27 protein-coding genes are annotated in these 25595 nt (G+C 59.5%); 17 read left to right on the forward strand and 10 right to left on the reverse strand.

The window, feature by feature from the left end:
- Positions 1 to 5: 5 nt before the first annotated feature.
- The 4 genes from ACR0J4_RS06505 to ACR0J4_RS06520 form a co-directional block, all read right to left on the reverse strand.
- A complete protein-coding gene (locus tag ACR0J4_RS06505) occupies positions 6 to 962 on the reverse strand; it encodes an AAA family ATPase (protein WP_170642703.1) in 957 nt (318 codons plus the stop codon).
- A complete protein-coding gene (locus tag ACR0J4_RS06510) occupies positions 952 to 2262 on the reverse strand; it encodes a hypothetical protein (RefSeq protein ID WP_170642704.1) in 1311 nt (436 codons plus the stop codon). The genes ACR0J4_RS06505 and ACR0J4_RS06510 overlap by 11 nt, the downstream gene beginning before the upstream one ends.
- Entirely contained in the window at positions 2259 to 2921 is a 663-nt protein-coding gene (locus tag ACR0J4_RS06515; protein WP_170642705.1) for a DUF4129 domain-containing protein, read from the reverse strand. The genes ACR0J4_RS06510 and ACR0J4_RS06515 overlap by 4 nt, the downstream gene beginning before the upstream one ends.
- A gap of 182 nt (positions 2922 to 3103) precedes the next feature.
- The gene (locus tag ACR0J4_RS06520; protein ID WP_170553877.1) at positions 3104 to 3991 is read right to left on the reverse strand and encodes a MurR/RpiR family transcriptional regulator; all 888 of its coding nucleotides are present in this window, start codon (positions 3989 to 3991) and stop codon (positions 3104 to 3106) included.
- Positions 3992 to 4128: 137 nt separating this feature from the next.
- Here ACR0J4_RS06520 and ACR0J4_RS06525 point away from each other — a divergent pair, with 137 nt between their 5' ends.
- The 6 genes from ACR0J4_RS06525 to ACR0J4_RS06550 are packed head-to-tail and all read left to right on the forward strand — an operon-like array spanning position 4129 to position 9575.
- Positions 4129 to 5211, forward strand: coding sequence for an alcohol dehydrogenase family protein (locus tag ACR0J4_RS06525; RefSeq protein ID WP_480541094.1), 1083 nt, complete (start codon positions 4129 to 4131; stop codon positions 5209 to 5211).
- A complete protein-coding gene (locus ACR0J4_RS06530) occupies positions 5208 to 5786 on the forward strand; it encodes a dimethylsulfonioproprionate lyase family protein (RefSeq protein WP_170642706.1) in 579 nt (192 codons plus the stop codon). Before ACR0J4_RS06525 ends, ACR0J4_RS06530 begins: the two co-directional genes overlap by 4 nt.
- Positions 5783 to 6889, forward strand: a complete 1107-nt coding sequence (locus tag ACR0J4_RS06535) for an enolase C-terminal domain-like protein (protein WP_170642707.1) — start codon at positions 5783 to 5785, stop codon at positions 6887 to 6889. The genes ACR0J4_RS06530 and ACR0J4_RS06535 overlap by 4 nt, the downstream gene beginning before the upstream one ends.
- Before the next feature lie 23 nt (positions 6890 to 6912).
- A complete protein-coding gene (locus ACR0J4_RS06540) occupies positions 6913 to 7170 on the forward strand; it encodes a cupin domain-containing protein (protein WP_170553940.1) in 258 nt (85 codons plus the stop codon).
- Positions 7167 to 8270, forward strand: a complete 1104-nt coding sequence (locus tag ACR0J4_RS06545) for an enolase C-terminal domain-like protein (RefSeq protein WP_170747353.1) — start codon at positions 7167 to 7169, stop codon at positions 8268 to 8270. The genes ACR0J4_RS06540 and ACR0J4_RS06545 overlap by 4 nt, the downstream gene beginning before the upstream one ends.
- A 33-nt stretch (positions 8271 to 8303) precedes the next feature.
- Positions 8304 to 9575: an aminotransferase class III-fold pyridoxal phosphate-dependent enzyme gene (locus tag ACR0J4_RS06550; RefSeq protein ID WP_170642709.1), complete on the forward strand. Its 1272-nt coding sequence runs from the start codon at positions 8304 to 8306 to the stop codon at positions 9573 to 9575.
- A gap of 214 nt (positions 9576 to 9789) precedes the next feature.
- Here the strand turns inward: ACR0J4_RS06550 and hemC are convergent, their stop codons facing one another.
- Positions 9790 to 10752: a hydroxymethylbilane synthase gene (hemC, locus tag ACR0J4_RS06555; protein WP_170642710.1), complete on the reverse strand. Its 963-nt coding sequence runs from the start codon at positions 10750 to 10752 to the stop codon at positions 9790 to 9792.
- Between the two features lie 105 nt (positions 10753 to 10857).
- Between hemC and hemE the strand changes: the two genes are divergently transcribed.
- Positions 10858 to 11892 carry a uroporphyrinogen decarboxylase gene (gene hemE / locus ACR0J4_RS06560; protein WP_170642711.1) on the forward strand — a complete coding sequence of 345 codons (1035 nt, stop codon included), beginning with the start codon at positions 10858 to 10860 and terminating at the stop codon, positions 11890 to 11892.
- 57 nt (positions 11893 to 11949) lie between these two features.
- Here the strand turns inward: hemE and ACR0J4_RS06565 are convergent, their stop codons facing one another.
- The gene (locus ACR0J4_RS06565; protein WP_170642712.1) at positions 11950 to 13059 is read right to left on the reverse strand and encodes a CaiB/BaiF CoA transferase family protein; all 1110 of its coding nucleotides are present in this window, start codon (positions 13057 to 13059) and stop codon (positions 11950 to 11952) included.
- A gap of 126 nt (positions 13060 to 13185) precedes the next feature.
- Between ACR0J4_RS06565 and ACR0J4_RS06570 the strand changes: the two genes are divergently transcribed.
- The 7 genes from ACR0J4_RS06570 (at position 13186) to uvrC (ending at position 19979) form a co-directional block, all read left to right on the forward strand.
- Complete coding sequence (locus tag ACR0J4_RS06570) at positions 13186 to 14115, forward strand: ABC transporter ATP-binding protein (RefSeq protein WP_170553853.1); 930 nt, start codon at positions 13186 to 13188, stop codon at positions 14113 to 14115.
- Positions 14112 to 14873 (forward strand): ABC transporter permease, encoded by a 762-nt coding sequence (locus ACR0J4_RS06575; RefSeq protein WP_170379180.1) that lies wholly within the window; start codon positions 14112 to 14114, stop codon positions 14871 to 14873. The genes ACR0J4_RS06570 and ACR0J4_RS06575 overlap by 4 nt, the downstream gene beginning before the upstream one ends.
- Positions 14874 to 15076: 203 nt before the next feature.
- Positions 15077 to 15874 carry a S49 family peptidase gene (locus ACR0J4_RS06580; protein WP_170642713.1) on the forward strand — a complete coding sequence of 266 codons (798 nt, stop codon included), beginning with the start codon at positions 15077 to 15079 and terminating at the stop codon, positions 15872 to 15874.
- A gap of 1 nt (position 15875) precedes the next feature.
- Positions 15876 to 16046: a hypothetical protein gene (locus ACR0J4_RS06585; RefSeq protein WP_170553847.1), complete on the forward strand. Its 171-nt coding sequence runs from the start codon at positions 15876 to 15878 to the stop codon at positions 16044 to 16046.
- Positions 16043 to 17014: a calcium/sodium antiporter gene (locus tag ACR0J4_RS06590; protein ID WP_170747352.1), complete on the forward strand. Its 972-nt coding sequence runs from the start codon at positions 16043 to 16045 to the stop codon at positions 17012 to 17014. The genes ACR0J4_RS06585 and ACR0J4_RS06590 overlap by 4 nt, the downstream gene beginning before the upstream one ends.
- Positions 17015 to 17034: 20 nt before the next feature.
- Entirely contained in the window at positions 17035 to 17814 is a 780-nt protein-coding gene (locus ACR0J4_RS06595; protein WP_170642715.1) for an SDR family oxidoreductase, read from the forward strand.
- A 290-nt stretch (positions 17815 to 18104) separates the two neighbouring features.
- The gene (gene uvrC, locus ACR0J4_RS06600) at positions 18105 to 19979 is read left to right on the forward strand and encodes an excinuclease ABC subunit UvrC (RefSeq protein ID WP_170642716.1); all 1875 of its coding nucleotides are present in this window, start codon (positions 18105 to 18107) and stop codon (positions 19977 to 19979) included.
- Here uvrC and ACR0J4_RS06605 read toward each other — a convergent pair.
- Positions 19976 to 20860 carry a DMT family transporter gene (locus ACR0J4_RS06605; protein WP_170642717.1) on the reverse strand — a complete coding sequence of 295 codons (885 nt, stop codon included), beginning with the start codon at positions 20858 to 20860 and terminating at the stop codon, positions 19976 to 19978. The two genes, uvrC and ACR0J4_RS06605, sit on opposite strands and share 4 nt — an antisense overlap.
- Positions 20861 to 21043: 183 nt before the next feature.
- On the opposite strand from ACR0J4_RS06605, the gene pgsA reads away from it, so the two are divergent.
- The 3 genes from pgsA to ACR0J4_RS06620 are packed head-to-tail and all read left to right on the forward strand — an operon-like array spanning position 21044 to position 22406.
- A complete protein-coding gene (pgsA, locus tag ACR0J4_RS06610) occupies positions 21044 to 21712 on the forward strand; it encodes a CDP-diacylglycerol--glycerol-3-phosphate 3-phosphatidyltransferase (RefSeq protein WP_170553832.1) in 669 nt (222 codons plus the stop codon).
- 3 nt (positions 21713 to 21715) lie between these two features.
- A complete protein-coding gene (gene moaD / locus ACR0J4_RS06615) occupies positions 21716 to 21961 on the forward strand; it encodes a molybdopterin converting factor subunit 1 (protein WP_170553829.1) in 246 nt (81 codons plus the stop codon).
- A 1-nt stretch (position 21962) separates the two neighbouring features.
- A complete protein-coding gene (locus tag ACR0J4_RS06620) occupies positions 21963 to 22406 on the forward strand; it encodes a molybdenum cofactor biosynthesis protein MoaE (RefSeq protein WP_170553826.1) in 444 nt (147 codons plus the stop codon).
- Positions 22407 to 22454: 48 nt separating this feature from the next.
- On the opposite strand, the gene ACR0J4_RS06625 is transcribed toward ACR0J4_RS06620, so the two are convergent.
- The 3 genes from ACR0J4_RS06625 to ACR0J4_RS06635 form a co-directional block, all read right to left on the reverse strand.
- Positions 22455 to 22985, reverse strand: coding sequence for a hypothetical protein (locus ACR0J4_RS06625; RefSeq protein WP_170642718.1), 531 nt, complete (start codon positions 22983 to 22985; stop codon positions 22455 to 22457).
- Positions 22986 to 23298: 313 nt separating this feature from the next.
- On the reverse strand, positions 23299 to 23619 hold the full coding sequence (locus tag ACR0J4_RS06630; protein ID WP_170379160.1) for a hypothetical protein: 321 nt from the start codon (positions 23617 to 23619) through the stop codon (positions 23299 to 23301).
- A gap of 1 nt (position 23620) precedes the next feature.
- A complete protein-coding gene (locus ACR0J4_RS06635; RefSeq protein ID WP_170642719.1) occupies positions 23621 to 25555 on the reverse strand; it encodes an OmpA family protein in 1935 nt (644 codons plus the stop codon).
- Positions 25556 to 25595 lie beyond the last annotated feature (40 nt).

A 25595-nucleotide genomic window follows, 5' to 3' on the forward strand; every position in this document is an offset into this window, starting at 1 on the left:
ACGGATCAGCGGGGGGCCTCGATCTGGTTGAGGATGTTCTCCAACACCTGCTGCGGCCCGCGCCCTTCGATTTCGGCAGCTGGGGACAGCACAATACGGTGTTGCAGCGCGTGGATGATCAGGGTTTTGACGTCATCAGGAATGGCAAAATCGCGCCCGTTTAAGGCTGCCGTTGCACGGGTCGCTCCGGCGATGGCATCCGCCGCGCGGGTCGAGGCGCCAAAGGCGATATCCGCGCTTTCCCGTGTGGCGCGCACCAGACGCAGGATATAGGCCAGAATGTCGTCATCCAGCACGATCTCATCAATCAACTGCCGGGCCGCTGCCATCGTCGGAGCTTCCAGCAGAGGGCGCACCGTTTGCGTTGCGCCTATGGGATCCAGCGGTGCATTGGCGTGCTGACGAAGGATCGACAGTTCCACGTCTTCGGGCGGGAAGCTGAGGTTTACCTTGAATAGGAAACGGTCTAACTGCGCCTCGGGCAGCGGGTAGGTGCCTTGTTGTTCAATCGGGTTTTGGGTGGCGACAACGACGAACTCGGACCCTAGCGAATGGTCGGTGCCGTCGATGGTCACCATGCGTTCGTTCATCGCCTGCAGCAAGGCGGCCTGGGTCTTGGGCGGTGCGCGGTTGATCTCATCCGCCAGCAGAATCTGGCTGAAGACGGGGCCCTTGGTCAGAACAAACTCGCTGGTCTGGAAATTGTAGATCGAGGTGCCCAGAACGTCGCCTGGCATCAGGTCAGGTGTGAACTGAATGCGCCCGAACTCAAGGTTCAGTGCCCCAGCAAAGCTGCGCGCCAGCAGCGTCTTGGCGGTGCCCGGAGGCCCCTCAAGCAGCACGTGACCTCGCGCAAACAGCGCTGTCAGCAGCAGATCAACCGCCTCTTCCTGGCCTTGCACAACTTTGCCGATCTCAGCCCTGAGGCTTTCGGCATGGGAAAACAATTCATCAAGCGTCATCGGCAAGTTGCTCCAGTATCAACTCAAATTGGTCCACATAGGGAATGGCGTGTTCCGGCTCCAGATGCGGGGGGAGGGCGCGGATGGATGCGATCAGATCTTCCAGTTTTGCAGTCAGGTCCGGTTTTCGGGCGCGAATATAGTTGAGGTACGCCTCCTCAGGCGCGCCGCGCAGGGCGTGCGAGGTACCGAACACCGATGCCGCGCGGGCGCGCAGGCGGGTGTCGATGAAATCCGACAGCAGTGCCCCGTCCTGATCGGTCATCCGCATCAGCCGCGCACGGACCCGGTTAGCGGTCCGTTTCCCTGTCCCAAGGCCTAGCGACAGATCAGCAACCGGCCCGCTGCGCACCCCGCCGCGCCAGACCGCAAGGGCCAACAGAAGCCCCGCGCCGATCCAGAGCGTCAGGAAGGGCGGTTCGAACAGGCGTTTCAGATCGTCCCAGGTGCGTTCGCGCGCGACATGCTGTTGCGGGTCGGTCAGCCAGTTGCGGTCGCTATAGTCGATGATGATCCGCTTCTCGCCCGCGATCTCGGGCAGCACCTGCGCCGCGATCCGGGCATTGTCGCCCAGAGCCAGCCCATGGTTGTTCAACAAATCCGGATCGGACAGGATATGGACCTTCTGCTGCTCACCGTCGCCGGGCAGGGGGCAAAGGCCCAGAACCATAGCGCCCTGACGGCCCACCAGCGGCTCGCAGCCTTGCCCGTCAAAGACCTGCGCCGCGTAGAGGCGGGCGGTCAGCGCATCGTCAGAGGCCACGTCAAAATCGGTGAACGGAACGCGGGCCGAGCGGATTTTGCCGACATCCGAGCCAACGATCCCATGCAACACGCCCTCGATCCCCTCTTCGGGGGACAACAGGATAGGGTGCCCCAACCCGGTCAACCTCAGACCCGAGCGCCATTTGGGCAAGATCACAAGGCTTGGGGTCGAGAGCGCCTTGTCGCGGATCACGTCCAAAGTCTGATCGAACTCATCCGGTTGCAGCAGCAGTTCGTCTTTGGTCTGCGCGCGCGCCCGATCTTTGCCCGGCTGGGTGTCATAGATGGGCTGGATCAACAGACCGATGGTGCTTCGGTCCAGCGACCAGCCTCCGGCAAAACTCTGCGCGGTGTGGCCTTGATCGCGCAGCCACAGTTCCAGCCCGTCGAACCCGGTTGAGGAGTCGCGCAGCGCATATTGTCGACTGGCCATCACATAGAGAAAAATGCCGATGCATAATGCGCCAATGATGCCAAAGATGATCCAGTCGACCCGGACCCGTTCGGGTGCTGCAATATTGGCCGTATCACTCATGCGCGCACCTCACGCAGGATGGGGCGGATGCGCGACAGCAGCGCGTTGAAGTCGGGATCGCTGATGGAGCGATGGCCAAAATGCACCCGTTCACTTTCCAGCACCAGTGCGCGTAAATCCGGGATGTACCAGAGGCTCTGCGGCAGGCTGCGCAACGCCTCGCGGTGGGTCCAGCTGCGCTTGAACAGAACCTCATTGGCGCTGAGGCATCGGGTCAGGACCAGTTGCGCCAGTCCAACGACCGCCTGGTTGCGATCCTCCTGCCTCAGGATGGCGTCTAGATCGGGCAATTCCTCGTCTGTCTCGAGCGCGTCCACTAACGGCTTTCCGGCGCGCTTTGCGTTGCCTGCCCCCGACCGGAAAGAAACCGACGTTCGACCCACGCTGAGGTACAGGATCCATGCCAACAAGGCCAGAACCAGTGCCGCGATGATCCCCACCGTCCAGTTGGTATCAAGAGAGACGGTCTGAGACTCCGCCTCGGGTTTGGGTGAGAATTTGGTGTCCAGCGGAGGGGCTGGTTGGGTGGGGTCGAAATACACTACATCCGTGTCGATCCCGCGATAGCGAACGGCTTCTAGAAATTCCTGTCCCGAAGGGCTAAGTTCAGTCGGCGAAAGCGCTTTTTCTTGCGCTGTCGCCAGTGTGGGAGCGCACAAAAGAAACGATAGAAATAAGGCCGTCAAAAAACGCATTGGGCTATCGTTAGTTCACTCTCGTCATGCATGCAATCGGCAGAATGCGCTTCGCGCATCGATTGACCACTGCGGGCACGCGACCCGTGTTTGTCGCGCCCATGTGGCGATTTCATGACAGGTTTGCAGAGCGAGGTCGGGTGTGACTATTCGGGCTCTTCCGCATACAGGCCAAGCTCATGCCTGCGCTGGTGGAACCGCGCGACGCGATCGACAATCTCATCGCTGGAAACAGAGATTACGAAGGACAAAAGCGTCTCAAGCAATGCAATGGTCGATACTGACGAAGGGAAGAATTGCGGCGTGTCAGCAGACAGAACAAACCCGTGCTGCGCGTTCAGGATCACCGGGCTGGCCGGGCTGTCCGAGATGCCAACGACCGTCATACCTTGCTGGCGCGCCAGCTTGATCGCCTCGATCACTTCGGTCCGATAGGGGTGGCAGGTGATCGCAATCAGCACGTCCTGCTCGTCCGCCCAGGCTAGATCGTCCACCGGGGTCGAGCCGGAACGGGGGATGGCGTGAAACTGCTTCATGCCGGTCGAGGCGAGATAGGTGAAGTTGCGGGCGTTTGAGTTGTTCACACCAACGCCCAGAGTGAAGATCTGGCGACAGTTCCAGATATCCTCGGCAGCGGCCTGCAGTTGTTTGGCGTCGATCCTGGCAAAGGTCTCTTCAATATTGCGGATCGCTGCGCCGATCATGTCAGCGTAGAGCCCGCCCAGCTCACCGGATTTGCCGATATCCTGAAGCCACCGGGCGCGGTCAGGAAATGAGACCGATCCCTGCCGGATCGCCTGCCGGAACGGGGCGCGAAAATCCTCATAGCCTTCAAAGCCGACTTGCCGGGCCATGCGGACAAAGGTGTTTGGCTTGACGTTGGCGGCTTCGGCAATTTCGCGCACGGTCGAGACACCGACATCGGTGGGGTTCTCCAACACATAGCGCGCGGCCTTTTGGGCCTCGGGCGTCAGAGCCTCCCACTCTTCGGCCAGACGGTCGAGAACGATTGATGATACATTTGTGTCATTCATTGTTGACCGTGGTACACTTGTGAAATTAGCCTGTCGAGCAGATTCGCACACCGGACGCACCAAGATGATCGAAAACGCCGGTATGTGGCCCCCGAAACACTTCTGCCGACCTGCGGCGAATTTGAGGAGACTACTGGATGAGTTTGCCTGACACAATGAAGGCGATGGTGACCATGGGTCACGGCGGGTTGGAGCAGATGGTGCTGCATGAAAACTGGCCCCGCCCCGAGCCCGCTGCGGGTGAGGTGTTGATCAAGGTTGCCGCTTGCGGGCTGAACAACACGGATGTGAACACGCGCTCGGGCTGGTACTCCAAGACCGTCACAGATGCGACGACGGGCGGTGCGTTTGAAGAGGTGGGTGAGGATGACCCGACCTGGGGCGGCGCACCGATTACTTTCCCGCGTATTCAGGGTGCCGATATCTGCGGTGAAATTGTTGCCGTCGGTGCGGGCGTGGATGCGGCGCGGATTGGTCAAAGGGTGATCACCGACGGCTGGCTGCGCGATCCGGATGATCCCGGCAACATGAATAAAACGGGTTACTACGGGTCCGAACGGGATGGCGGTTTTGCTGAATACGCAACGACGCTGGCCGTCAACGCGGTGCCGATCACATCGAACCTGTCGGACGCCGAGCTTGCGACCTTCTCGTGTTCCTATTCCACCGCCGAGGGCATGTTGACCCGAGCAAATGTCACGGACAAGGACACGGTTCTGGTGCCGGGGGCCTCGGGTGGCGTTGGTGGCGCGCTTCTGCAACTGGCCAAGCGGCGTGGTGCGCGGGTGATCGCGTTGGCGTCCGAGGCGAAACACGCCGATGTTGCCGCACTGGGTCCAGACATGATCCTGCCGCGCGCGCCAGAAAATCTGCGTGCTGCGCTGAGCGAAGAGAAGATCACCGTGGTGGCCGACGTGGTCGGTGGTCCCTATTGGGCGAAGTTGATCGACATTCTGGAACGGGGCGGGCGTTATACATGTTCAGGCGCCATCGCTGGCCCGATGGTCGAGTTTGACCTGCGCACGTTCTACCTGCGCGATCTGACCTTCACAGGCTCAACTGTGATTGACCCGCAGGTCATGCAGAACCTTGTGAAGTACATTGAAGCGGGTGAGATCAAACCGGCCCTTGCAGCCACCTATCCGCTTGAGGAGCTTCGGGACGCGCAAGCTGCGTTCATCGCCAAGCAACACACCGGCAATATCGTGGTGATCCCATGACCTTGGATGATGTGCTGCGGGCCGCGCAGTTGGTGCATCAAACGCACCATGATCTGTCCGCCTTTGGCGAATGGCCGACTGACCTGTCGGCGTCGGAACTGGAACCGAACCACATCCCTGCTGCGGATCAGGTGCGCGAGTTGACCCTCTCAGGAAGTGCTGTGACGCAGGCTTTGGTCGAGGCGATCAAGGCGACCGCGCATTTGGCCCAGTGGAAACACACCTACACGGTGGAGGAGGTCGGTGCCGAGTTCCTCAGCCGCTATGGCTACTACGAATTGTTCGGCCCGACCGGTCATTTTCATTCAACCCAGCTGCGCGGTTATGTCGGCTATTGGGGGCCGGGTCTGGCCTATGACTGGCACAGCCATCAGGCGGAGGAGCTTTACTTGACGCTGGCCGGGGGGGCTCTGTTCAAGGTCGACGGAGAGGAGGCGTTTGTCGGTCAAGGCCAGACACGCCGTCATGAAAGTTGGCAAAGTCATGCGATGACGACAACGGATCAGCCGATCCTGACATTTGTGCTTTGGCGTGGCGAAGGGATGGGCGATCTGCCCAGAATGGACGCGGCATGAAGATCACCCGGATCCGCGTGTTTCAGACCGGGCTGCCCTATGTCGGCGGGGCCTATGTCTGGGGCGCGGGGAACGCCATCAAAACGGCCACGGCTTCGGTCGTGGTCATCGACACGAATGCAGGCTTGCAGGGTTGTGGCGAGTTCACGCCCTGCGGCGAGAACTACATGGTCGCGCATTCTGAAGGCGTTGTGGCGCTGGCGCGGCTGGTCGCGCCGCACTTGCTGGGAGAAGACCCGCGTCAGGTTGGCCGGATCGAGCAGTTGATGGACCATCTGGTGCAGGGGCATGGCTACGCGAAGGCTCCGTTCGATGCGGCGTTCTGGGATATCCTCGGGCAGGCCTGTGATCAGCCAGTCTGGATGCTACTGGGTGGAAAGCTGACGGATGGCGCGCCTATGTACCGGGTCGCGCCGCAAAAAGCGGTAGATGAGACCGTGGCCGAGATGAATGCCTATCGCGATCAAGGCTACCGACAATTTCAGATCAAGGTCGGGGGTGACTGGGCCGCCGATATTGACCGTATCCGCATCACGGTTCCTTTGTTGCAACCGGGCGAAAAGGCGATGGCGGATGCCAATCAGGGCTGGCGGGTCGACAATGCGATCCGGGTGGCGCGCGCCACGCGGGATCTGGATTTCATCCTCGAACAGCCCTGCCGAACCTATGAAGAATGTCAGCAGGTCCGTCGAGTCGCCGAACAGCCGATGAAGCTGGACGAATGCGTGACCGGTATCCACATGGCGCAACGCATTGTCGCGGATCGTGGGGCCGAGATCTGCTGTCTGAAAGTCTCGAACCTCGGTGGGCTCAGCAAGGCGCGACGTGTGCGGGACTATCTGATCGAGAACCGCATCCCCGTGGTCAGCGAAGACACGTGGGGAGGTGAAATCACAAGCGCGGTCGTGGCGCATTTTGCGGCATCGACCCCGCCCGAGTATCTTCAGAACACGACTGACCTGATGAACTACAACACTCGGTCGACCGGAATTGGCGGCCCGGAGTCTCGGAATGGCAAGCTCTATGCTTCGGATACGCCTGGGTTGGGGGTGACGCCGGATTTTGAAAGCCTCGGAGCACCGGTAGAGGAGTTCCGCCTGTGAGAGACCAAGCCAAAGCAACCCAGATGATTGACGACGCGCGCGTACGAGTGACTCGGTTTGACTTTGCCCCCGGCGCTGAAACCGGCTGGCACCGCCATGCGATGGACTATGTGATCACCGCCGTCACCGATTGCCACATGCGTTTGGAATTGCCTGATGGAACGGTCAATGAGGTGACAGTGCCTGCCGGAACATCCTACCGCCGGGACCAAGGGGTCGAGCACAATGTGATAAACGCGGGGGACCACCCCATGTCCTTTGTCGAAGTGGAACTGAAATGAAGATCACTCGACTAACGGTTTTTCAGGTCGATCTGCCGCTGGAGCATCCCTACTGGCTGTCTGGTGGGCGGCTGAAGTTTGAAAATCTCGACGCAACGATTTTGAAGGTTGAAACGGATGCGGGTCTGACGGGATGGGGTGAAGGCACGCCCTGGGGCCACACCTATGTGCCGGCACATGGGCCGGGTATCCGGGCCGGGATCGAAACCATGGCTCCGTTCATTCTGGGTCTTGATCCACGCAAGGTGCTGGAGGTCGAATTCGCGATGGACCTCGCGCTGCCCGGTCACCTCTATGCCAAAAGCCCGATTGATATGGCGTGTTGGGATATCGCCGGTCAGGCGGCGGGCCTGCCGATTGCCGATCTGATGGGCGGAGGCTCCCGCACGCCGCGCCCGATTGCCTCGTCCGTCGGGGCAAAGACCGTTGAGGAAACCCGCGAAGTCATCGAACGCTATCGTAGCCGGGGTTACATCGCGCATTCGGTTAAGATCGGCGGAGATGTGGAACGCGACATCGCGCGCATTCAGGATGTGGAAAGCCTCCGCCGACCGGGTGAGATTGTCCTCTACGACGTCAATCGAGGCTGGACCCGGCAACAGGCCCTGAGGGTGATGAGCGCCTGTGAGGACCTGAACGTGATGTTCGAGCAGCCGGGCGAGACGCTGGACGATATCGCAGCGATATCGGCGAAACATGCGTCACCTGTCTCGGTGGACGAGTCGCTTGTCACATTGCAGGACGCGGCCCGGATCGCGCGGGATGGTTTGGCCGAAATATTCGGGATCAAGCTGAACCGGGTCGGTGGGCTGACCAAGGCTGCGCGGATGCGGGACATTGCGCTGGCCCATGGGATCGACATGTTCGTCATGGCGACCGGAGGGTCCGTGCTGGCCGATACCGAGGCGCTGCATCTGGCCGCCACCATCCCCGATGACAATTGCCACGCCGTCTGGGCCTGTCAGGACATGATCACCGTCGACATCGCCGGCGGGCGCGGCCCGCGCAACGTGGACGGCCATCTGCATCTGCCCGACACGCCCGGCCTTGGTGTGCATCCCGACGAAGACGCTCTGGGCGCCCCGGCGGCCGTTTACTGACTCTGATTTTCTTGACGATGGAGATCGCGTGATATGCTCAAGATCAACACTCAATCCGAATGGATCGACCGCGCCAAGGCGGCTCTGCCTGCGGGTGGCTTCGGCAATTTCGACCCCGGCATCATGATCTCACGCGGCGAAGGCAGCCGCGTCTGGGATGAGGATGGCAACGAATACATCGACTACCTGATTGGCTCCGGCCCGATGCTTTTGGGTCATGGCCACCCCGAAGTGCTTGAGGCCGTTATGGAGCAACTGCCCAAGGGCATGACCTTCTTTGCCAATAACAGCAAAGGTGTCGAACTGGCCGAGGCGATCATCGACGCTGTGCCCTGCTGTGAACAGGTGCGCTTTGTCGCCTCGGGCGGCGAGGCGGATATGTATGCGATCCGTCTGGCCCGCGCCTATACCGGGCGGGACAAGATCCTAAAATTCGAAGGCGGCTATCACGGCATGAGCGCCGAGGCGCAGATGAGCCTCGCCCCCAGCCGTGAGGTGAATTTCCCGCAGGCCGTGCCGGACAGTGCCGGTATCCCCTCAGGCGTCGCCGAACAGATGCTGATCGCGCCTTTCAATGACCTTGAGGCCGTCGAGACCCTACTGAACGAACATGACGATATCGCGGCGATCATGGCCGAGCCGTTGCAGCGCATCATCCCTCCGCTGCCGGGGTATCTGCAGGGCCTGCGCGCGCTGTGTGACAAATACAATGTGCTGCTGATCTTTGATGAGATCGTCACCGGGTTTCGTCTGGCCTATGGCGGGGCGCAGGAACGGTACAGCGTGACGCCCGATATCTGCACGTTGGGTAAAATCACCGGCGGGGGATTCCCTCTGGCCGCGCTGGGCGCAAGCGCTGAGATCATGAAGCATTTCGATAAATCGCAGGTGGGTGAGGCCGGATGGCTGATGCAGCTGGGCACTCTGTCAGGTAACCCTGTGGCCTCGGTCGCCGGGTTGAAAACGATGGAGATTCTGCGGCGCGAAGGGACATATGACCAGCTGCGCGCAACCGGCGCGGCTTTGCAGCAGATGCAGGTGGATGAGCTAACCAAAGCGGGCATTCCCCATCAGATCTGCGGCGATGAAACGCTGTTTGATGTCTATTTCACGGCAAACCCCTGCCGCGACTACCGCAGCGCGCGGCATGACGACCCCAAACGGAATGCGCTCTACAATGATGTCCTTCGGGAGAATGGGATTTTCAAATCGCCGGGCAAACTCTACCCGTCTCTGGCGGTGACCGAGGCCGACCTGGAGCAAACGCGCGAAGCTGTGAAACAAGCGGTCGCGGCACTGGGTTAATCAAAAGAAAACGGGTCGCTGTCGAAATTGACAGCGACCCGTTCACCTATTGCAGTCTGGGCGTAGCCTCGCCCCCTCGAATACTTGTTAAAACACCAACAATCTGAAAACTTTCGATACTTTCGAGGCTATCCAGTCTTGCAACCGGTATGGCCTATTAATGCCTGTCTTTTCGGAATGCCACAGTGAACAAGTTCACTTTGGCTAAAATAATTTAGGATTTTTTCCAATCGAAGAAACCGGGGCCTGCCTGACGAAGCAGAGTGTCGGCCATTTCCCGGCCCATCTCGGTGGCGTCTTCAATTGCGCCCGTAGTGTGTTCCGCAATGGCCTCGGACCCGTCGGGGCGCAGAACTTCGCCCCGCAGCTGCATTTGGCCGCTCTCGATTTCGCAAAGCCCGGCGATGGGGGTCTCGCAAGACCCGTCCAGCCCGGCCAACAGCGCACGCTCCGCTGTCAGCCGTTGACCGGTTTCAGCGTGATGAATTGCTTCAAGCAGTTCGGCGGCACGGCTGTCTGTTTCGCGGCGTTCAATGCCGATCGCGCCTTGCGCGATGGCGGGCAGCATATCGTCCGTCGAAATCGCGGTGGCAGGGACGTCCTCCATCCCGAGCCTGCGGATGCCGGCCATGGCCAGAAAGGTGCAATCAGCCACGCCGTCCGCCAGTTTCTTCAGGCGGGTCTGAACGTTGCCGCGAAATTCGACCACATTCAGGTCTGGGCGACGGTTCAGCAATTGTGCCCGACGCCGCAGGGATGAGGTGCCGACAACGGCGCCCTCGGGCAGGTCGTGGATTGAGGTGAATTGCGGGGAAATGAACGCATCGCGCACATCCTCGCGCGGCAGAAACGTATCCAGCACCAGCCCAGCGGGCTGTTCAACAGGCATATCTTTGGTGGAATGGACGGCGATGTCGATATCGCCGCGCAGCATCGCCTCTTCGATTTCCTTGGTGAAGAGGCCCTTGTTGCCGATCTCTTTCAACGGGCGGTCGGCGTCGATCATGGCGCGGTTGTCGCCTGTGGTTTTGATCACCACGATCTCAAATGCCTCATCGCTCAGCCCAAATGCATCGCGCAGCCTTTGACGGGCCTCATAGGCTTGTGCCAAAGCCAGCGGAGAGCCTCGGGTGCCAATTTTCAGCGGCGATGCGGGGGTGGGCAGAGTCAGTGTCATGGGCACAGCTTTAGTCGCGTCACATTGCCCTGACAATGGGGGCAACGCTTGACAAATTGCCACTGAGCGTCGACCCGTGGGCGAAACGCAAGATTGAGGGCGATGATGGCTGAGACGAAGAAATTGCTGCGGGCACTGGCCGGAGAGGTTCAGGACATTCCGCCGATCTGGATGATGCGTCAGGCCGGGCGGTATCTGCCGGAATATCGCGCAACCCGCGCGCAAGCCGGAGATTTCCTGTCGCTGTGCTACAATCCTGAACTGGCGGCCGAGGTGACGTTGCAGCCCATTCGCCGCTATGGGTTTGACGCGGCGATCCTGTTTGCTGACATCCTTCTGGTTCCCCAAGCGCTGGGTGCGGATTTGTGGTTTGTGACAGGCGAAGGCCCGCGCCTGTCGACGATCACGCAGCAATTCGACTTTGACGTGTTGAAGCCGGTTGAGGACATTCATGAGACCCTGTCCCCGGTCTATGAAACCGTGCGTATTCTGTCGCAGGAATTGCCGTCCGAGACCACGTTGATCGGATTTGCAGGCGCGCCGTGGACTGTCGCGACCTATATGATCGCAGGACGCGGCACGCCTGATCAGGGTCCAGCGCATGCGCTGCGCGAGGAGAATAACGCCCTGTTCGAGGCTCTGTTGGAGCGGATCACACTGGCGACGATCGAGTATCTGTCGGCTCAGATCGAGGCCGGGGCCGAGGTGGTCAAGATCTTTGACAGCTGGGCCGGGTCGCTGAAAGGCGAGGCTTTCCAGAAATACGCGGTTGAGCCGTGCCGCATGGTCACTCAGGCCATCAAGGCGCGCCATCCCGGTATTCCGGTCATTGGCTTCCCGCGCGAGGCGGGCGATGGCTATGTCGGGTTCGCCAAGGCAACTGGTGTGGATTGTGTGGCACTGGACAACTCGGTTGCGCCTGACTGGGCGGCGGCGCATGTGCAGGTGGACGGTTGTGTGCAGGGGAACTTGGCCTCGTCCCATATGGTGACGGGCGGTCAGGCGCTGGTGGATGAGACGCGGCGGATTGTTGAGGCGTTCTCCGAAGGGCCACATATTTTCAACCTCGGCCATGGGATTACGCCGGATGCGGATCCTGAGAACGTGCAGTTGATGATCGACACGGTGCGCGGGCGATAAAAGGAAGGGGGCCAGCCCCCTTCTTGGCCTTCGGCCAATTCATCCCCCGGGATATTTTTAGCCAGATGAAGGGGCAGATCGGGTCTGGGCGGAGAGTTCTTCGAGGATGTCTTGGGTGTGTTCGCCTCGGGCCGGGCTGGGTTTGGCTCTCCAGTGCGTGGTTGAGAAACGGGGCGCGGCGGCGGCTTGCAGGGTGCCATCCACGGTTTGCCAGGTTTGGCGGGCGGTGTTCATGGGGTGGTTTTGTGCCTCAATCGGGTCAAGGACCGGGGCGACGCAGGCATTGGTGTCGTGAAACAGTGCGGCCCAGTGGTCTCGGGGTTTGGTCAGGAATAGGTCTGTCAGTTTCTTCGTTTGGTCGGGCCAGAGCTTGGGGTTGAATTGCTCCTGAAAGTCGGGGTTTTGTGACAGGCCCAAAATGTTCAGGAATTCGGCGTAGAATTTTGGCTCAAGGCATTGGACCGTGACAAAGCCATCATCGGTGCAGCGATAGGTGCGGCTCCAATGTGGACCGTCGAGCAGGCTTTGGCCGCGGATCTCGGACAGGTTGCCGGTTTGGCGCATGCTCATCAGAAGGTTCATCATATGCGCCGAACCATCGTAGATGGCCGCATCGACGACGGTGCCTTGACCGGTGCGCTGGGCGTTGAGCAAACCGGCGAGGAGGCCGGTGACCAGATACATCGCGCCGCCGCCAATGTCGCCGACAAGGGTTGCGGGGGTTTGTGGGGGTGTTTCAGGTTGCGCCGCGTACCAGAGAGCGCCCGAAAGGGCGATGTAGTTCAGGTCATGCCCGGCGATGTGTGACAAGGGGCTGTCCTGTCCCCAGCCGGTCATGCGGCCGTAGACCAGTTTGGGGTTCAGTGCATGGCAGGTATTGGGGCCCAGTCCCAGCTTCTCCATCACGCCGGGGCGGAAGCCTTCGATCAGTGCGTCGGCGGTGGTGATGAGGTCCTTGGCGGTGTTCAGGTCGGTTGCATCCTTGAGATCAAGCGCAATGGACCGTTTGCCCCGGTCCAGCACCGAGCGTTCTGGCATGCCGGGTGTCACACTGCCGCCCTTGCGATGGATGGTGATCACATCCGCGCCGAGATCGGCAAGCAGCATGGCGGCGAAGGGGCCGGGGCCCAGGCCTTCGAGCTCGATAATGCGTATTCCGTTCAGCATGGATCTCTCCGGTATGTGCAGCGTTCCCCGGACCCTACAGCAATTCTGCGCAGAGCTCTGTGCGAAATTGGCCTGTTCCACCGGGAGGCGAAACGATAGGGTCTCTGCCAGAACGGGGAAACAGGCATGACCACCATTTTGTCGATTAAGGATTTGCGCAAATCCTATGCGGACGGGTTTGAGGCGCTGAAAGGCGTGTCGCTGGACATTGAGGAAGGTGAAATCCTTGCTCTGCTCGGGCCGAACGGGGCGGGGAAGACGACGCTGATCTCGACCATTTGCGGGATTACCACGCCGACCTCGGGCAGTGTCTCGGTTGGTGGGCATGATATACAGGCCGAGTTCCGCGCCGCCCGCAAAATGATCGGGCTGGTGCCGCAGGAGATTGCGTTGGAGCCGTTCGAGAAGGTCTACAATACGGTCCGGTTTTCCCGAGGTTTGTTTGGCTATGGCAATGACAGCGCGCGGATCGAAGAGATCCTGCGCAAACTGTCGTTGTGGGATAAACGCAAGAACGCGATCAAGGAACTGTCCGGGGGCATGAAGCGTCGCGTTCTGATCGCCAAGGCCTTGGCCCATGAACCGCGCATTCTGTTTCTGGATGAGCCGACAGCCGGTGTCGATGTCGAGCTGCGCAAGGATATGTGGGAGATCGTCGCCGAGCTGAAGCAGGCGGGCGTCACCATCATTTTGACAACGCACTACATCGAAGAAGCCGAAGCCATCGCTGACCGTGTGGGTGTCATCGACAAAGGTGAGCTGCTGCTGGTGCAGGACAAGAAAACCTTGATGGCGCAGATGGGTAAGAAACAGATCGAGGTCATGCTGACCGAGCCGATCGCGGCAATCCCGGACGGTTTGGCCGCGCATAATCTGGTTTTGAACGGAAATGGCGATGCGCTGATCTATACCTATGACACCAATGCGGATCGGACCGGGATCACAACGCTGCTGAATGACGTGGCCCAATCGGGGCTGGTTCTGAGGGATGTGCAGACAAGGCAATCCAGTCTCGAAGAGATCTTCGTCAATCTGGTATCGGGAGAGGCCGCATGAACTGGACCGCCATTGCCGCCATCTACCGGTTTGAGATGGCTCGCTTCTTCCGCACCTTGGCCCAGAGCTTTCTGTCGCCGGTCTTGTCGACCTCGCTGTATTTCGTGGTCTTTGGTACGGCCATCGGTAGCCGAATTCAAGAGGTTGAGGGCGTCTCATACGGGGCATTCATCGTGCCCGGGCTGATCATGTTGTCGGTGGTCATGCTGGCGATTTCGAACGCGTCGTTCGGGATATATTTTCCAAAGTTTCTCGGAACGATCTATGAATTGCTGTCGGCCCCGGTCAATTTCATCGAGATTGTCATAGGCTATGTAGGCGCGGCGGCCACCAAGGCGCTATTCGTCGGTCTGGTGATCCTTGCGACCGCGACATTCTTCGTCGACATCCGGATCGAGCATCCGCTGGCGATGGCCGCGTTTCTGGTGCTGTCCTGCCTCAGCTTTTCGCTGTTGGGGTTCATAATCGGAATATGGGCCAGCAATTTTGAACAGATGTCGTTAGTTCCGCAGTTGGTTGTCACGCCGCTGATCTTTCTGGGCGGCACGTTCTATTCGATCTCGATGCTGCCGCCGCTGTGGCAGACGATCACCCTGTTCAACCCTGTGGTCTACTTGATTTCCGGCTTCCGCTGGTCGTTCTATGGTCTTGCAGATGTGCCGATCGTTTTCAGTCTTTTGGCCATCGTGGCCTTCACCGGACTGTGTCTTGCGATCATCTGGTGGATCTTCAAAACAGGCTGGCGCATCCGCAGCTAGATCGCTTTGCGTTTGATTTGAACCGAAATGCGCTGCCTCTCCCTACGGTCGACGCGCATCTCGGTGGCATTGTCTCAGCTAAAACGCAAAACGCTTTGGGGCGTTGCATTTTTGCCCATCGGTGTGAGGAAATTGTCTAACGCCGCGTTTTGCGTTCCGCGAGTCCCTTGTTTAGCCGATGGGGGCACTCTACATCGGCACCCATGAAACTCAGCCTGCCTTTTGTCAAAAAACCGCCCGTCGTGGCCATCGTTCGCCTGTCCGGTGCCATAGGCATGGCCGGACGCGGCGCGTTGAATGATACCTCGCTGGCACCTGTGCTGGAGAAGGCCTTTCGCAAAGGCAAGCCCGTGGCCGTCGCGCTCGAGGTCAACTCGCCCGGCGGGTCGCCTGTGCAAAGCTCTCTGATCGGCGCGCGTATCCGGCGGCTGTCGGAAGAGCTTGAGATACCGGTCGTGGCCTTTGTCGAAGACGTTGCGGCGTCGGGTGGGTATTGGCTGGCGGCGGCAGCGGATGAGATCTGGGCCGACGACAGCTCGGTCCTTGGGTCGATCGGGGTGATCTCGGCCGGGTTCGGCGCACATGAGTTTCTGGTGAAACAAGGTTTTGAGCGGCGCGTTCATACGGCCGGGAAATCGAAATCCATGCTCGACCCGTTCCGCCCGGAACAGGAAGAGGATGTCGCGCGGCTGGAACGCCTTTTGGAAGACATCCACGAGAATTTCATCACCCATGTTAAAACCCGTCGTGGCGACAAGCTGGACGCAGATGCTGATCTGTTCACAGGCGAAATCTGGCTGGCGCCACGCGCGCAGGAGCTGGGCTTGATCGAAGGCATCGCCCATCTGAAACCCAAGATGCAGGAGCGTTTCGGCGACAAGGTGAAGTTCCGCCGCTACGGCGTGCGCAAACCACTTTGGTCACGTTTCGGGGCCGCGCTGGCGCAGGACGCCGTAGTGGGGCTAGAGGAGCGGGCGGCCTTCGCGCGTTTCGGTCTGTAACGTGATCATCAAGATCGTCACTCTGTTTCTGGTCGCCATGGGTGTATTGGCGATGTTCGGAAAACTGCGCTTTCCGGGGCAAAACCGGTTGAGTTCTGCCAAATGTCCGCGTTGCGGTCGGTTCAAGATCGGCAAAGGCCCCTGTGCCTGTGAAAAAGGAGGCCGGACATGACGGCATGGCTGCTCTCCGGCCTCGGATTGGTGATCCTGTTGCTGGCAGGCGATGCACTTGTACGCGGTGCGGTGAACCTAAGCCTGCGGCTGGGTGTCCCCGCCTTGATCGTCAGCCTGACGATCGTTGCCTTTGGCACTTCGGCACCTGAGTTGCTGATTGCGATCAGCGCGGTGAAGGAGAACGCGCCGGGTATCGCTTTGGGCAACGTCGTTGGCTCCAATACGGCGAATATCCTTCTGGTTCTGGGTCTTCCTGCCTTGTTGGCAACGCTGCACACCAGCGAATGCGATAGCCGCAAGAACTACGTCTTCATGCTGTTGGCGAGCGTTCTTTTCATCGGCCTGGCCTTCTGCGGCGTGTTCAATCTGATCAGCAGTGCCATTCTGCTGGTTGCCCTTGGGCTGGTGTTGTGGAACGCGTTTCGCGAAGCCAAGGCGCATCGCAAAGCCTGCGCTGATGCAGCCGGGGCATGCGCCGACGACGAAGAACTGGACGGTCTGGAAGAGGCCGATCCGAACATGCCTTATTGGAAGATCTCAATCTACGTGGTCCTTGGCCTGATCGGTCTACCTATGGGCGCGCATCTATTGGTCGAAAACGCCACCGAAATCGCCCTGATGTACGGGATCACCGAAACGGTGATCGGTTTGACACTTGTGGCTGTCGGAACGTCTCTGCCTGAACTGGCAACGACCGTTATGGCGGCGCTACGGCGCCAGGCGGACGTTGCGCTCGGCAACGTGATCGGCTCGAACATGTTCAACCTGCTGGCAATCGTCGGTATTGCCACGTGGTTCGGAAACATCCCAGTCGACCCGGAATTCCTTGAATTCGACCTGTGGGTCATGCTGGGCGCCTCGCTGCTGCTGATCCCGTTTGTGTTCTTCAAACAGGATATTTCGCGGATCTGGGGTCTGGTGTTGACTTTCCTTTATGCGCTTTATGTCACCACATTGCTGATGTGATCTGACGGAAAGAGGTATCCATGTCCCGAGCGCTAGTAACCGGAGCCGGCATCCGCTTGGGCCGAGCCATGGCCCTTTATCTGGCAGGGCGCGGGTATGATGTCGCCGTACACTATGCGACCTCGGAACAGCCCGCGGCTGAGACGGTTGCAGAAGTTCAGGCGCTGGGCCGCAAAGCTGTGGCGTTACAGGCCGATCTTCTGGACGAGGCGCAGGTAACCGCCCTGCTGCCTCGCGCGGCTGAGGCTCTGGGCGGGCCGATCACTTGTCTAGTCAATAACGCGTCGGTTTTTGAGTATGACAATATCCGTACGGCCACGCGCAAAAGCTGGGACCGGCATCTCGACAGTAACCTGCGCGCGCCCTTCGTTCTGACTCAGGCCATGGCCGAACAGGGGTTGGAACCCGAGACGGATGCGCAGGGAGAGCCGCAGGCCTCCGGCTTGATCGTCAACATGGTCGATATGCGGGTGCGGAAACTGACGCCCGAATTCATGAGCTACACCATCGCCAAGATGGGCCTGTGGGCGCTGACGCGCACGGCTGCCCAAGCGCTGACACCCGCAATCCGCGTCAACGCCATTGGTCCCGGACCGACCATGCAGGGACATCGTCAGAGCGAACAGCACTTCAAAACCCAGCGCGCCAACACAGTGCTGGAGCGGGGCTCGAACCCGTCAGATATCACCGCAGCACTGGGCTATTTTCTGGACGCGCATGCTGTCACTGGGCAGCTTTTGTGCGTGGATGGTGGGCAGCATTTGGGATGGCAAACGCCGGATGTGCTGGGCGTAGAATAAGTAAATCCGCTGCAAGTTTTGCACCGCTCTCATTGGCGTTACTTAGTCGTTACAAAAACGTCTTATTTTTCATACACTTGCTAAGCGTGTAAAAAAATATCGATAAAAAACAATCGCTTAAGTATATGCCTGTTTTTTGTGCAAATTGACGAACAAGCAAGGAAACAAGGAAGATTCTACGCTCACGGAAACTTATCTTCATACTTATCCACAGAAACCGTGGATTTGTTTTCTCTTGAACTGAAGCGCCCAAGATTGCAGCCATAGACAGAGAATCATATCTCAGGCCCATGACAACCCAGGACGAATCGACACCCGAGCTTCAGCCCACCGGTTATGCCTGCATCCAGCGCTATGTGAAAACGCTGGACAGCTCGCCCGGTGTGTATCGGATGTTGGATGCGGACAGTCGGGTTTTGTATGTGGGCAAGGCGCGGAACCTTAAAGCGCGGGTGTCGAACTACACGCGCCCGGGGCATTCGGGACGGATCGAGAAAATGATCGCCTCGACCGCGTCGATGATGTTCCTGACCACAAGGACCGAGACCGAGGCGCTGCTGCTGGAGCAGAACCTGATCAAGCAGCTCAAGCCCAAATACAACGTGCTGCTACGCGACGACAAGAGTTTCCCGAACATTCTGGTCGCCAAAGATCATGCCTATCCGCAGATCAAAAAGCATCGCGGCGCGAAGAAAGAGAAAGGCGCGTATTTCGGCCCTTTCGCCAGCGCAGGTGCAGTGAACCGGACGCTGAACCAGCTGCAAAAAGCGTTCCTTCTGCGCAACTGTTCGGATTCCATGTTCGATAGCCGCACACGCCCTTGTCTTCTGTATCAGATCAAGCGGTGTTCAGGGCCATGCGTCGGGCTGATCTCGGAATCCGACTATCGCGAAAGCGTCAAGGATGCCGAACGCTTCCTCTCGGGCCGGTCCACCAAGGTGCAAGAGGAACTAGCGGAACAGATGATGGCCGCCTCGGAGGCGATGGAGTTCGAACGTGCCGCCGGTCTGCGGGATCGTATCCGGGCGCTGACGCAGGTTCAAACCAGTCAAGGCATTAACCCGCGCGGCGTGACCGAGGCGGATGTGATTGGCCTTTATATGGATAGCGGGCAGGCCTGTGTGCAGGTGTTCTTCATCCGCGCGAACCAGAACTGGGGGAACAAGGATTTCTACCCTCGGGTCGGCGCCGATGTGTCCCCGGCTGAGGTGATGGAGGCGTTCCTCGGCCAGTTCTACGACAACAAGGAACCACCGCGTCAACTGATCCTGTCGGACGGGATCGAAAACGCTGACCTGATGGAACAAGCGCTGACTGAGAAAGCCGGACGCAAGGTGGAAATCCTCGTGCCTAAGCGCGGTGAGAAACAGGAACTGGTCGCCGGGGCCCTGCGCAACGCGCGTGAATCTCTGGCCCGTCGCATGTCTGAAAGTGCGACGCAGGCCAAGCTGCTGCGTGGTGTGGCTGAGGCATTTGATCTCGACAATCCGCCGGGTCGGATCGAGGTCTACGACAACTCTCACATTCAGGGCACCAATGCAGTCGGCGGCATGATCGTCGCTGGCCCCGAGGGCTTCATGAAAAACGCCTATCGCAAGTTCAACATTCGCGGTGATGATCTGACGCCCGGCGATGACTTCGGGATGATGAAAGAGGTGCTGACCCGCCGCTTCACCCGCCTGCAAAAGGAAGACCCGGATCGTGAAAAGGGCATGTGGCCCGATCTCCTGCTGATCGACGGCGGGGCCGGGCAGGTGAGTGCCGTGCATGAGATCATGGTCGAGCATGGCGTCGAAGACATCCCAATGGTCGGCGTCGCCAAGGGCGTTGATCGGGATCACGGCAAAGAGGAATTCCACCGGATCGGTCAGCGTGCTTTTGCCCTGAAGCGTAACGACCCCGTGCTGTATTTCATCCAGCGCTTGAGGGATGAGGCGCACCGATTTGCCATCGGTACCCACCGCGCGAAACGGGCCAAGGCCGTGGGCGCGACGCCACTGGATGAAATCCCCGGTGTAGGGGCCGCTCGCAAACGTGCTCTGCTCACTCATTTCGGAAGTGCCAAGGCGGTCAGCCGGGCCAATCTTGCGGATCTGAAAGCGGTCGAGGGGATCTCGGCCGGGTTGGCGCAGAAGGTCTATGATTTCTTCCACGACAAGGGCTAGGCCTTTCGGCCGCGCCACAGGATATACAGCCCCGAGGCCACGATCAGTGCGCTGCCGATCCACATAGTCTGATCCAGTGTTTCGCCAAACGTCACCACGCCCAGCCCGACGCCAAACAGCAGGCGGGAATAGCGGAACGGCGTAACGGCCGAGACCTCACCCGTTCGCATGGCTTTCATGAGCGAGGCATAGGCGGCCGTGCCCATCAGGATCGCTCCGCCAACGTGCAGGCTGGCGTTCAGGTCCAGCGGAGCCATCGGCACCCCTTCCCAGAACTGATAGGCCAGACCGGCGACGATGATGCAGAGGAAGCCGTAGAAGCCCAAGACCTCGGTCCCCAGTGTCGCGGGGGCGGCGCGGCTGGCCAGATCACGCCCGGCGAAGCCAAGCATACCCAGAACAGCCAGGATCGACAGGGCCGAGAAGCTGTCTCCGGTCGGTTGAATGATGACCACGACGCCAATCAGACCAACCAGAATCGCGCTCCACCGTCGCCAGCCGACAGTTTCGCCGAAAAACAACGCGGCACCTGCCACCACGACCAGAGGGGTCGCCTGCAGGATCACGGTCGCCGCAGACAGAGGTGTAAGCGTGATCGCCAGCACGTAGAACATCCGTCCTAGAATCTCGAACAGAACGCGCACTTTCATGGGCCGTGACAGCACATCCCGATGCAACAAGCTGGCGCCACGCAGCAGGGCGACAGCGGCAAAGATGATCGCGCCACCGGCACCGAACAGGATCAGGATCTGCCAGATCGGCAAATGCGCCGAGGCGCCTTTCAACAGCGCATCCTCGAGCGCGAAAAGTGCCATGCCCGCGATCATCCATGCGCTTCCGATGAGGTTTGATCGGGGGTCGGTTCGAATATGTGCGGTCATGGTCTTCCGTCGCTGCTGGGCCGTGCGCCAATCTGACCGCAAAGCCGCCGCGGGCCAAGCTGTATCTGGCCGAGAGTTCCTGGTTGCGACCCTTTGACTTTTTCCCCCACAACCCTCTGTGAACGGGTCAGTTTTTCATTTGTCTGTCTTTTCTGTCCTTGGGCGGCGATGTAGTGTCGGTTCATGAAGTGGAACTTGCCCAATATCCTGACCTTGCTCCGCCTGCTGGCCGCGCCCGGTCTGGCTGTGATGTTTTTGTATTTCACCCGTCCCTATGCGGACTGGTTTGCCCTGATCCTGTTCATGTCCGCCGCGATCACCGACTGGTTCGATGGCTATCTGGCGCGGGCTTGGAAGCAGGAAACCAAGATGGGCGCGATGCTGGATCCGATTGCCGACAAAGCCATGGTGGTGATCGCGCTGATGATCCTTGTTGGCTATTCGACCGAGCATTGGACCCCGTGGCTAGTGCTGCCGGCCACCGTGATCCTGTTTCGCGAAGTATTCGTCTCAGGCCTGCGTGAATATCTGGGTGATGTTGCCGGAACGCTCAAGGTGACGAAGCTGGCCAAGTGGAAGACCACGGCCCAGATGTTTGCCATCGCCATACTGTTCTCGCAGGGGATTTTTGAGCACAACTTCGTCATGGCGACCTTCGGCATGGATCCCACGATTATAGATCAGGTCTTGACCGGAGAGGCTGAGGATATCAACAACATCCGCTGGCACCTTGAGGGGACGTTCTGGTCAGGACGCATTGGCCTGTGGCTGCTGTGGATTGCCGCCACGCTGACATTGATCAGCGGCTATGACTACCTACGTAAAGCCATGCCGCATCTGAAGGAGAGCTAACCGATGGACGTGCTGTATTTCGCCTGGGTTCGCGAACGCATCGGCCTGCCGAAAGAAAAGGTCGAAACACAAGCTGCGACCGTGTCCGATCTGGTAGCCGAACTCAGCGCACGCGAGGATCGCTATGCCGCGGCCTTTGCTGATCTTTCAGCGCTTCGGGTGGCCTTGGATCAGGAGCTGTCCGATTTTGACGCCCCTCTGGACGGTGTGCGTGAGGTTGCGTTCTTCCCGCCGATGACGGGCGGCTGAGATGCGGATCGCGGTTCAGGAAGAGGCGTTTGATCTGGGGACCGAAGCCAACGCTTTTGCAGCGGGCGACGACGCCAACGGGGCGATCGTGACCTTTACGGGTGTCGTGCGCGATCTGGCCTCGGGCGATCTGGATGTGATGGAGATCGAACATTACCCCGGCATGACCGAACGCGCGCTGACCAAGATCGCGGAAGAGGCCAAGCAGCGTTGGTCTTTGGGCAATGTTCTGGTAATCCACCGCCACGGCAGGCTGGCTCCGGGCGACCGGATCATGATGGTCGCGACAGCCGCACCGCATCGCAAGGATGCGTTCGAAGCGGCAGAATTTCTGATGGACTACCTGAAATCCCGTGCACCGTTCTGGAAGAAAGAGATCACCAAGTCAGGTGCCGAATGGGTGGCCGCCAAGGACGAAGACGAAGACGCGCTGACGCGGTGGTAGAGGTCGGCTCCGGCACCCGTTTCCAAGTGCCGGGCCAAACGGGATAGCTTAGCTATTCTGTTCCGTATTACAGGTCCGCGCCGCCTCGATCGCTTTCAAGGTACCATCAAGACTTACGGTAAACCCGCTCTCTTTTTCCGGGAAGACTGTCATGTCGTACTTTTTCATGACGTCCTCAACGAATTGCGGGTTGTTGGCCAGAATGTAGCCTCCTGTATACCCTTCCGCGAGATGCTTGGTCTTCTTGTAGGCTTTGGCTTCGTAGACATTGCCGTCCAGTGACAGGATGATGTCTTCCTTCTTGCCTTTCAGGCCAATGTCATTCTGAGTGAAGACACCCAGGTATCCCATTTCCTGATCCTTGGTCAGGCCCATTTGTACGACGTTGCTATTTTCGTCGACACGCTCAATGAGGCATGAGCCGCGGGTATCATCCACATAGATGGTCCAACCGGATTCCTCGCCCCATTTCGAAAACGTGTCATTCTCGGAAGGGATCACATCGCTCGAGGCGAAGGCGGCAGTTGTGCCAAATGCGGCAAGGGTAGCGGCGGTTTTCAAAGTAACTTGGAAATTCATGATAGACTCCAGTTTTACAGAAAAAGGACAATTCTGTGTGCAGGCAAAAACACACTCATTCATTATGTTGAATTTGTTGAAAAACTAAAGAAACCGGAGTCAGATCGGCTAAAACCCGCCGACCCAAGCCGCGCAGGCGCATTGGGTTTAGCCCGGGATGCGAAGACTCTGCCGCGCTTTCAGCAGTCTTGGGACGTTCGTGTTGCCGGATGACTCAGGAAAAATCCGAAACGCCATCACTAACTCCCACGGCGGCGAATGCTCCCGTTTGGTCGTCTGAACGGAGCGCGAGAAAAAGACTCAGGGGGTCGTATTAGTCCGCGTTGTTGATGCGTCCGCGCATTTCTTCGGCCTCTTGCCGGGCGGCGCGTAGGCCGTCCATGGCAGCGGCCAGTTCTGCCTCGGTTTGGGTCAGCTGGTTGGTCAGCTCGGCCTCGCGCTGTTGCAGATAGGTGATGGCCTGATCGCGGGTTTCCTCGGCCTCGTGCAGTTCCTGGCTCATACGGTCCAGATCGGCGACGTCACTTTGGCGCACGCGGGACAGGCGATGGGCCAGCCAATTAGCAAACCATCCCATGCAGAAAGCCGCGAACAGGATGACGGCGGTGGCTATGATGAATTCTACTCTGTTCAAATTACTGGTCCTCTGCTTCCGCATCCGGCGCGGTCGTCTCGGTCTGATTTTCTGATGCGGACGTCTCGGTCTGGTCTTCCGCCCCGGTCTCAAGCGCCTCGAGGCCGGTTTCCGAGGCCTCGGTGGGTTCCGGCCGGATAAGGCGGAACTCAATCCGGCGGTTTTCTTCGCGGCCCTCTTCGGTGTCATTGTCGGCGATTGGCTGTGTTTCGCCATAGCCGACGGCTGTATAGCTTGAGGTCGGTATGCGCCGTCCGCGTAGCTCGTTCAGGATCGACTGCGCCCGCGCTTGGCTGAGCTGCTGGTTCATCTCTTCACGGCCCTGACTGTCGGTATGGCCCTGAATCTCCATCCGGATCGGGCCGCAATCACGTAAGATATCGGCGATCTGATTGACCGTATCGCGCGACTCCGCAGCAATCGTGGCCGAGCCCGGCTCGAACGCGATTTTGCTGGTGGCCTGAATTTCAGCGATACCTTCTTCACAAAGTTCAGGATCGGGCAGGGCGTCTTCGGGTTCGGGCGGGGCGACATAGGTGATCGACAGGGTGAAGTTCTGCGCATCGCCCAGCTTGTCCGAAAGCAGACCGGCGATCCGGGCCTTGGCTTCTTCATCATGGCTGATGCCGTTCAGGTCAACCAACTCGGGCGTTACGGTCAGTGCGCCGTTATGCAGTTGTGACAGGGCCTCAAGCCCGGCCAGAACGCGCACGGGCCAATCCATCGGCAAATCCGAGGTGATGCGGGTCGCGGTATAGACATTGTCGGACCCAAACGCCGCACGGGCGTAGCTGTCGACCATGTCGCGCAGAACGTCGTCACCGACGCGGCCGCGCAATTGAATCAGACCCTCGGGACTGCGGGTGGCAGAGAACTCCACGGGTCCGGTTTCATCCGCGACCTCGGGCTCGGGCAGCACGGCATGAAGGGCGAACACCGCGGGCAGTGCGTTTTCCAGCTCACCCACGACGCGGTCGAACAGCTCCGAGTTCGTACCTTGAGCCGCGACCAGAGTGATATCCGCATCCGACATCGTCACCGATCCTTGCCCGATTTCAGCAAGCGCGTTGATGCTCTGTTCTGCGGCTTCTGCCCAGCGGGGGGAGGGTACACCCAGACCAATGGTACAGAACGATGGTCCGGCAAGACCGGCTTCCTCTGCCGCTGCGATGATCTGATCGCGGGCGTCTTCATCTTGGGCGGAGCAGGCGTCAAACTGCCCTCCGGCCTCGTCAATCAGGTAGCGCAGAGTGAAGGGCGTGATCACCGGGCGCGGGGCTGATATGGACAGACCGATCCGAACACTTGGCGGCGCGGCGCGGGTCAGGTCCTGCTCCAACCGCTCTTTTTCCTGCTGGCTGTTGGCAATCGCAGTGATCCGGACAAGGCCGGGACTGGCCGATATCTTGGCGCGCGGCAGATCGGACAGGGCCAGCACGGCATAGGCCAGCGCATCATCCCAGCCATCGGGTTTCGGGTAGTCGGCGGTTTCGACCAGATCTGAGACGGAATGGTCGCTGTCCAGCGCCTGTAACCCGTCCATAAGGGACTCGCGGTCCTCGCTGGCCGGGATCAGGCCGATTACCGAGACACCGCTGTCATTGCGCAGGATTTCTACGGAAAACCTGGGGGCGGCCAGTGCTGATGTGGCGGCTACGTCCATCTCATCAATGACGCGAGAAGTGTCGACCTCGGTCCCAGCAGCGGTCAGGGCATTGAAGCGGATCGCCTCATCCGGCGCGGTGCCCGTGAGTATGACGCGCAGGCCGTCGGATTCGACCTCGGCCCAGTTGTGACCTTTCAGGTCCAGTGCACGTCGGACGGCGAATTCCGAGGCGTCTTCGACCTTTGTCACGGCAAAGCCCGCAGCCAAAAGGGACAGACCTGCAGAGACAAGGAAGATCAGACAAACAGCTACAAAATAGGGCAGACGCATATGCGGGCTTCAGACTCCTCGGGCGTTTGGGCGGGGTTGT

This window comes from Ruegeria sp. B10, from assembly GCF_056539825.1.

Coding starts and splice junctions, on each gene's coding strand:
- ACR0J4_RS06505 (WP_170642703.1), bottom strand. CDS start 962: ATGACGCTTGATGAATTGTTTTCCCATGCCGAAAGCCTCAGGGCTGAG.
- ACR0J4_RS06510 (WP_170642704.1), bottom strand. CDS start 2,262: ATGAGTGATACGGCCAATATTGCAGCACCCGAACGGGTCCGGGTCGAC.
- ACR0J4_RS06520 (WP_170553877.1), bottom strand. CDS start 3,991: ATGAATGACACAAATGTATCATCAATCGTTCTCGACCGTCTGGCCGAA.
- ACR0J4_RS06525 (WP_480541094.1), top strand. CDS start 4,129: ATGAGTTTGCCTGACACAATGAAGGCGATGGTGACCATGGGTCACGGC.
- ACR0J4_RS06530 (WP_170642706.1), top strand. CDS start 5,208: ATGACCTTGGATGATGTGCTGCGGGCCGCGCAGTTGGTGCATCAAACG.
- ACR0J4_RS06535 (WP_170642707.1), top strand. CDS start 5,783: ATGAAGATCACCCGGATCCGCGTGTTTCAGACCGGGCTGCCCTATGTC.
- ACR0J4_RS06540 (WP_170553940.1), top strand. CDS start 6,913: ATGATTGACGACGCGCGCGTACGAGTGACTCGGTTTGACTTTGCCCCC.
- ACR0J4_RS06545 (WP_170747353.1), top strand. CDS start 7,167: ATGAAGATCACTCGACTAACGGTTTTTCAGGTCGATCTGCCGCTGGAG.
- ACR0J4_RS06550 (WP_170642709.1), top strand. CDS start 8,304: ATGCTCAAGATCAACACTCAATCCGAATGGATCGACCGCGCCAAGGCG.
- hemC (WP_170642710.1), bottom strand. CDS start 10,752: ATGACACTGACTCTGCCCACCCCCGCATCGCCGCTGAAAATTGGCACC.
- hemE (WP_170642711.1), top strand. CDS start 10,858: ATGGCTGAGACGAAGAAATTGCTGCGGGCACTGGCCGGAGAGGTTCAG.
- ACR0J4_RS06565 (WP_170642712.1), bottom strand. CDS start 13,059: ATGCTGAACGGAATACGCATTATCGAGCTCGAAGGCCTGGGCCCCGGC.
- ACR0J4_RS06570 (WP_170553853.1), top strand. CDS start 13,186: ATGACCACCATTTTGTCGATTAAGGATTTGCGCAAATCCTATGCGGAC.
- ACR0J4_RS06575 (WP_170379180.1), top strand. CDS start 14,112: ATGAACTGGACCGCCATTGCCGCCATCTACCGGTTTGAGATGGCTCGC.
- ACR0J4_RS06580 (WP_170642713.1), top strand. CDS start 15,077: ATGAAACTCAGCCTGCCTTTTGTCAAAAAACCGCCCGTCGTGGCCATC.
- ACR0J4_RS06590 (WP_170747352.1), top strand. CDS start 16,043: ATGACGGCATGGCTGCTCTCCGGCCTCGGATTGGTGATCCTGTTGCTG.
- ACR0J4_RS06595 (WP_170642715.1), top strand. CDS start 17,035: ATGTCCCGAGCGCTAGTAACCGGAGCCGGCATCCGCTTGGGCCGAGCC.
- uvrC (WP_170642716.1), top strand. CDS start 18,105: ATGACAACCCAGGACGAATCGACACCCGAGCTTCAGCCCACCGGTTAT.
- ACR0J4_RS06605 (WP_170642717.1), bottom strand. CDS start 20,860: ATGACCGCACATATTCGAACCGACCCCCGATCAAACCTCATCGGAAGC.
- pgsA (WP_170553832.1), top strand. CDS start 21,044: ATGAAGTGGAACTTGCCCAATATCCTGACCTTGCTCCGCCTGCTGGCC.
- moaD (WP_170553829.1), top strand. CDS start 21,716: ATGGACGTGCTGTATTTCGCCTGGGTTCGCGAACGCATCGGCCTGCCG.
- ACR0J4_RS06620 (WP_170553826.1), top strand. CDS start 21,963: ATGCGGATCGCGGTTCAGGAAGAGGCGTTTGATCTGGGGACCGAAGCC.
- ACR0J4_RS06625 (WP_170642718.1), bottom strand. CDS start 22,985: ATGAATTTCCAAGTTACTTTGAAAACCGCCGCTACCCTTGCCGCATTT.
- ACR0J4_RS06635 (WP_170642719.1), bottom strand. CDS start 25,555: ATGCGTCTGCCCTATTTTGTAGCTGTTTGTCTGATCTTCCTTGTCTCT.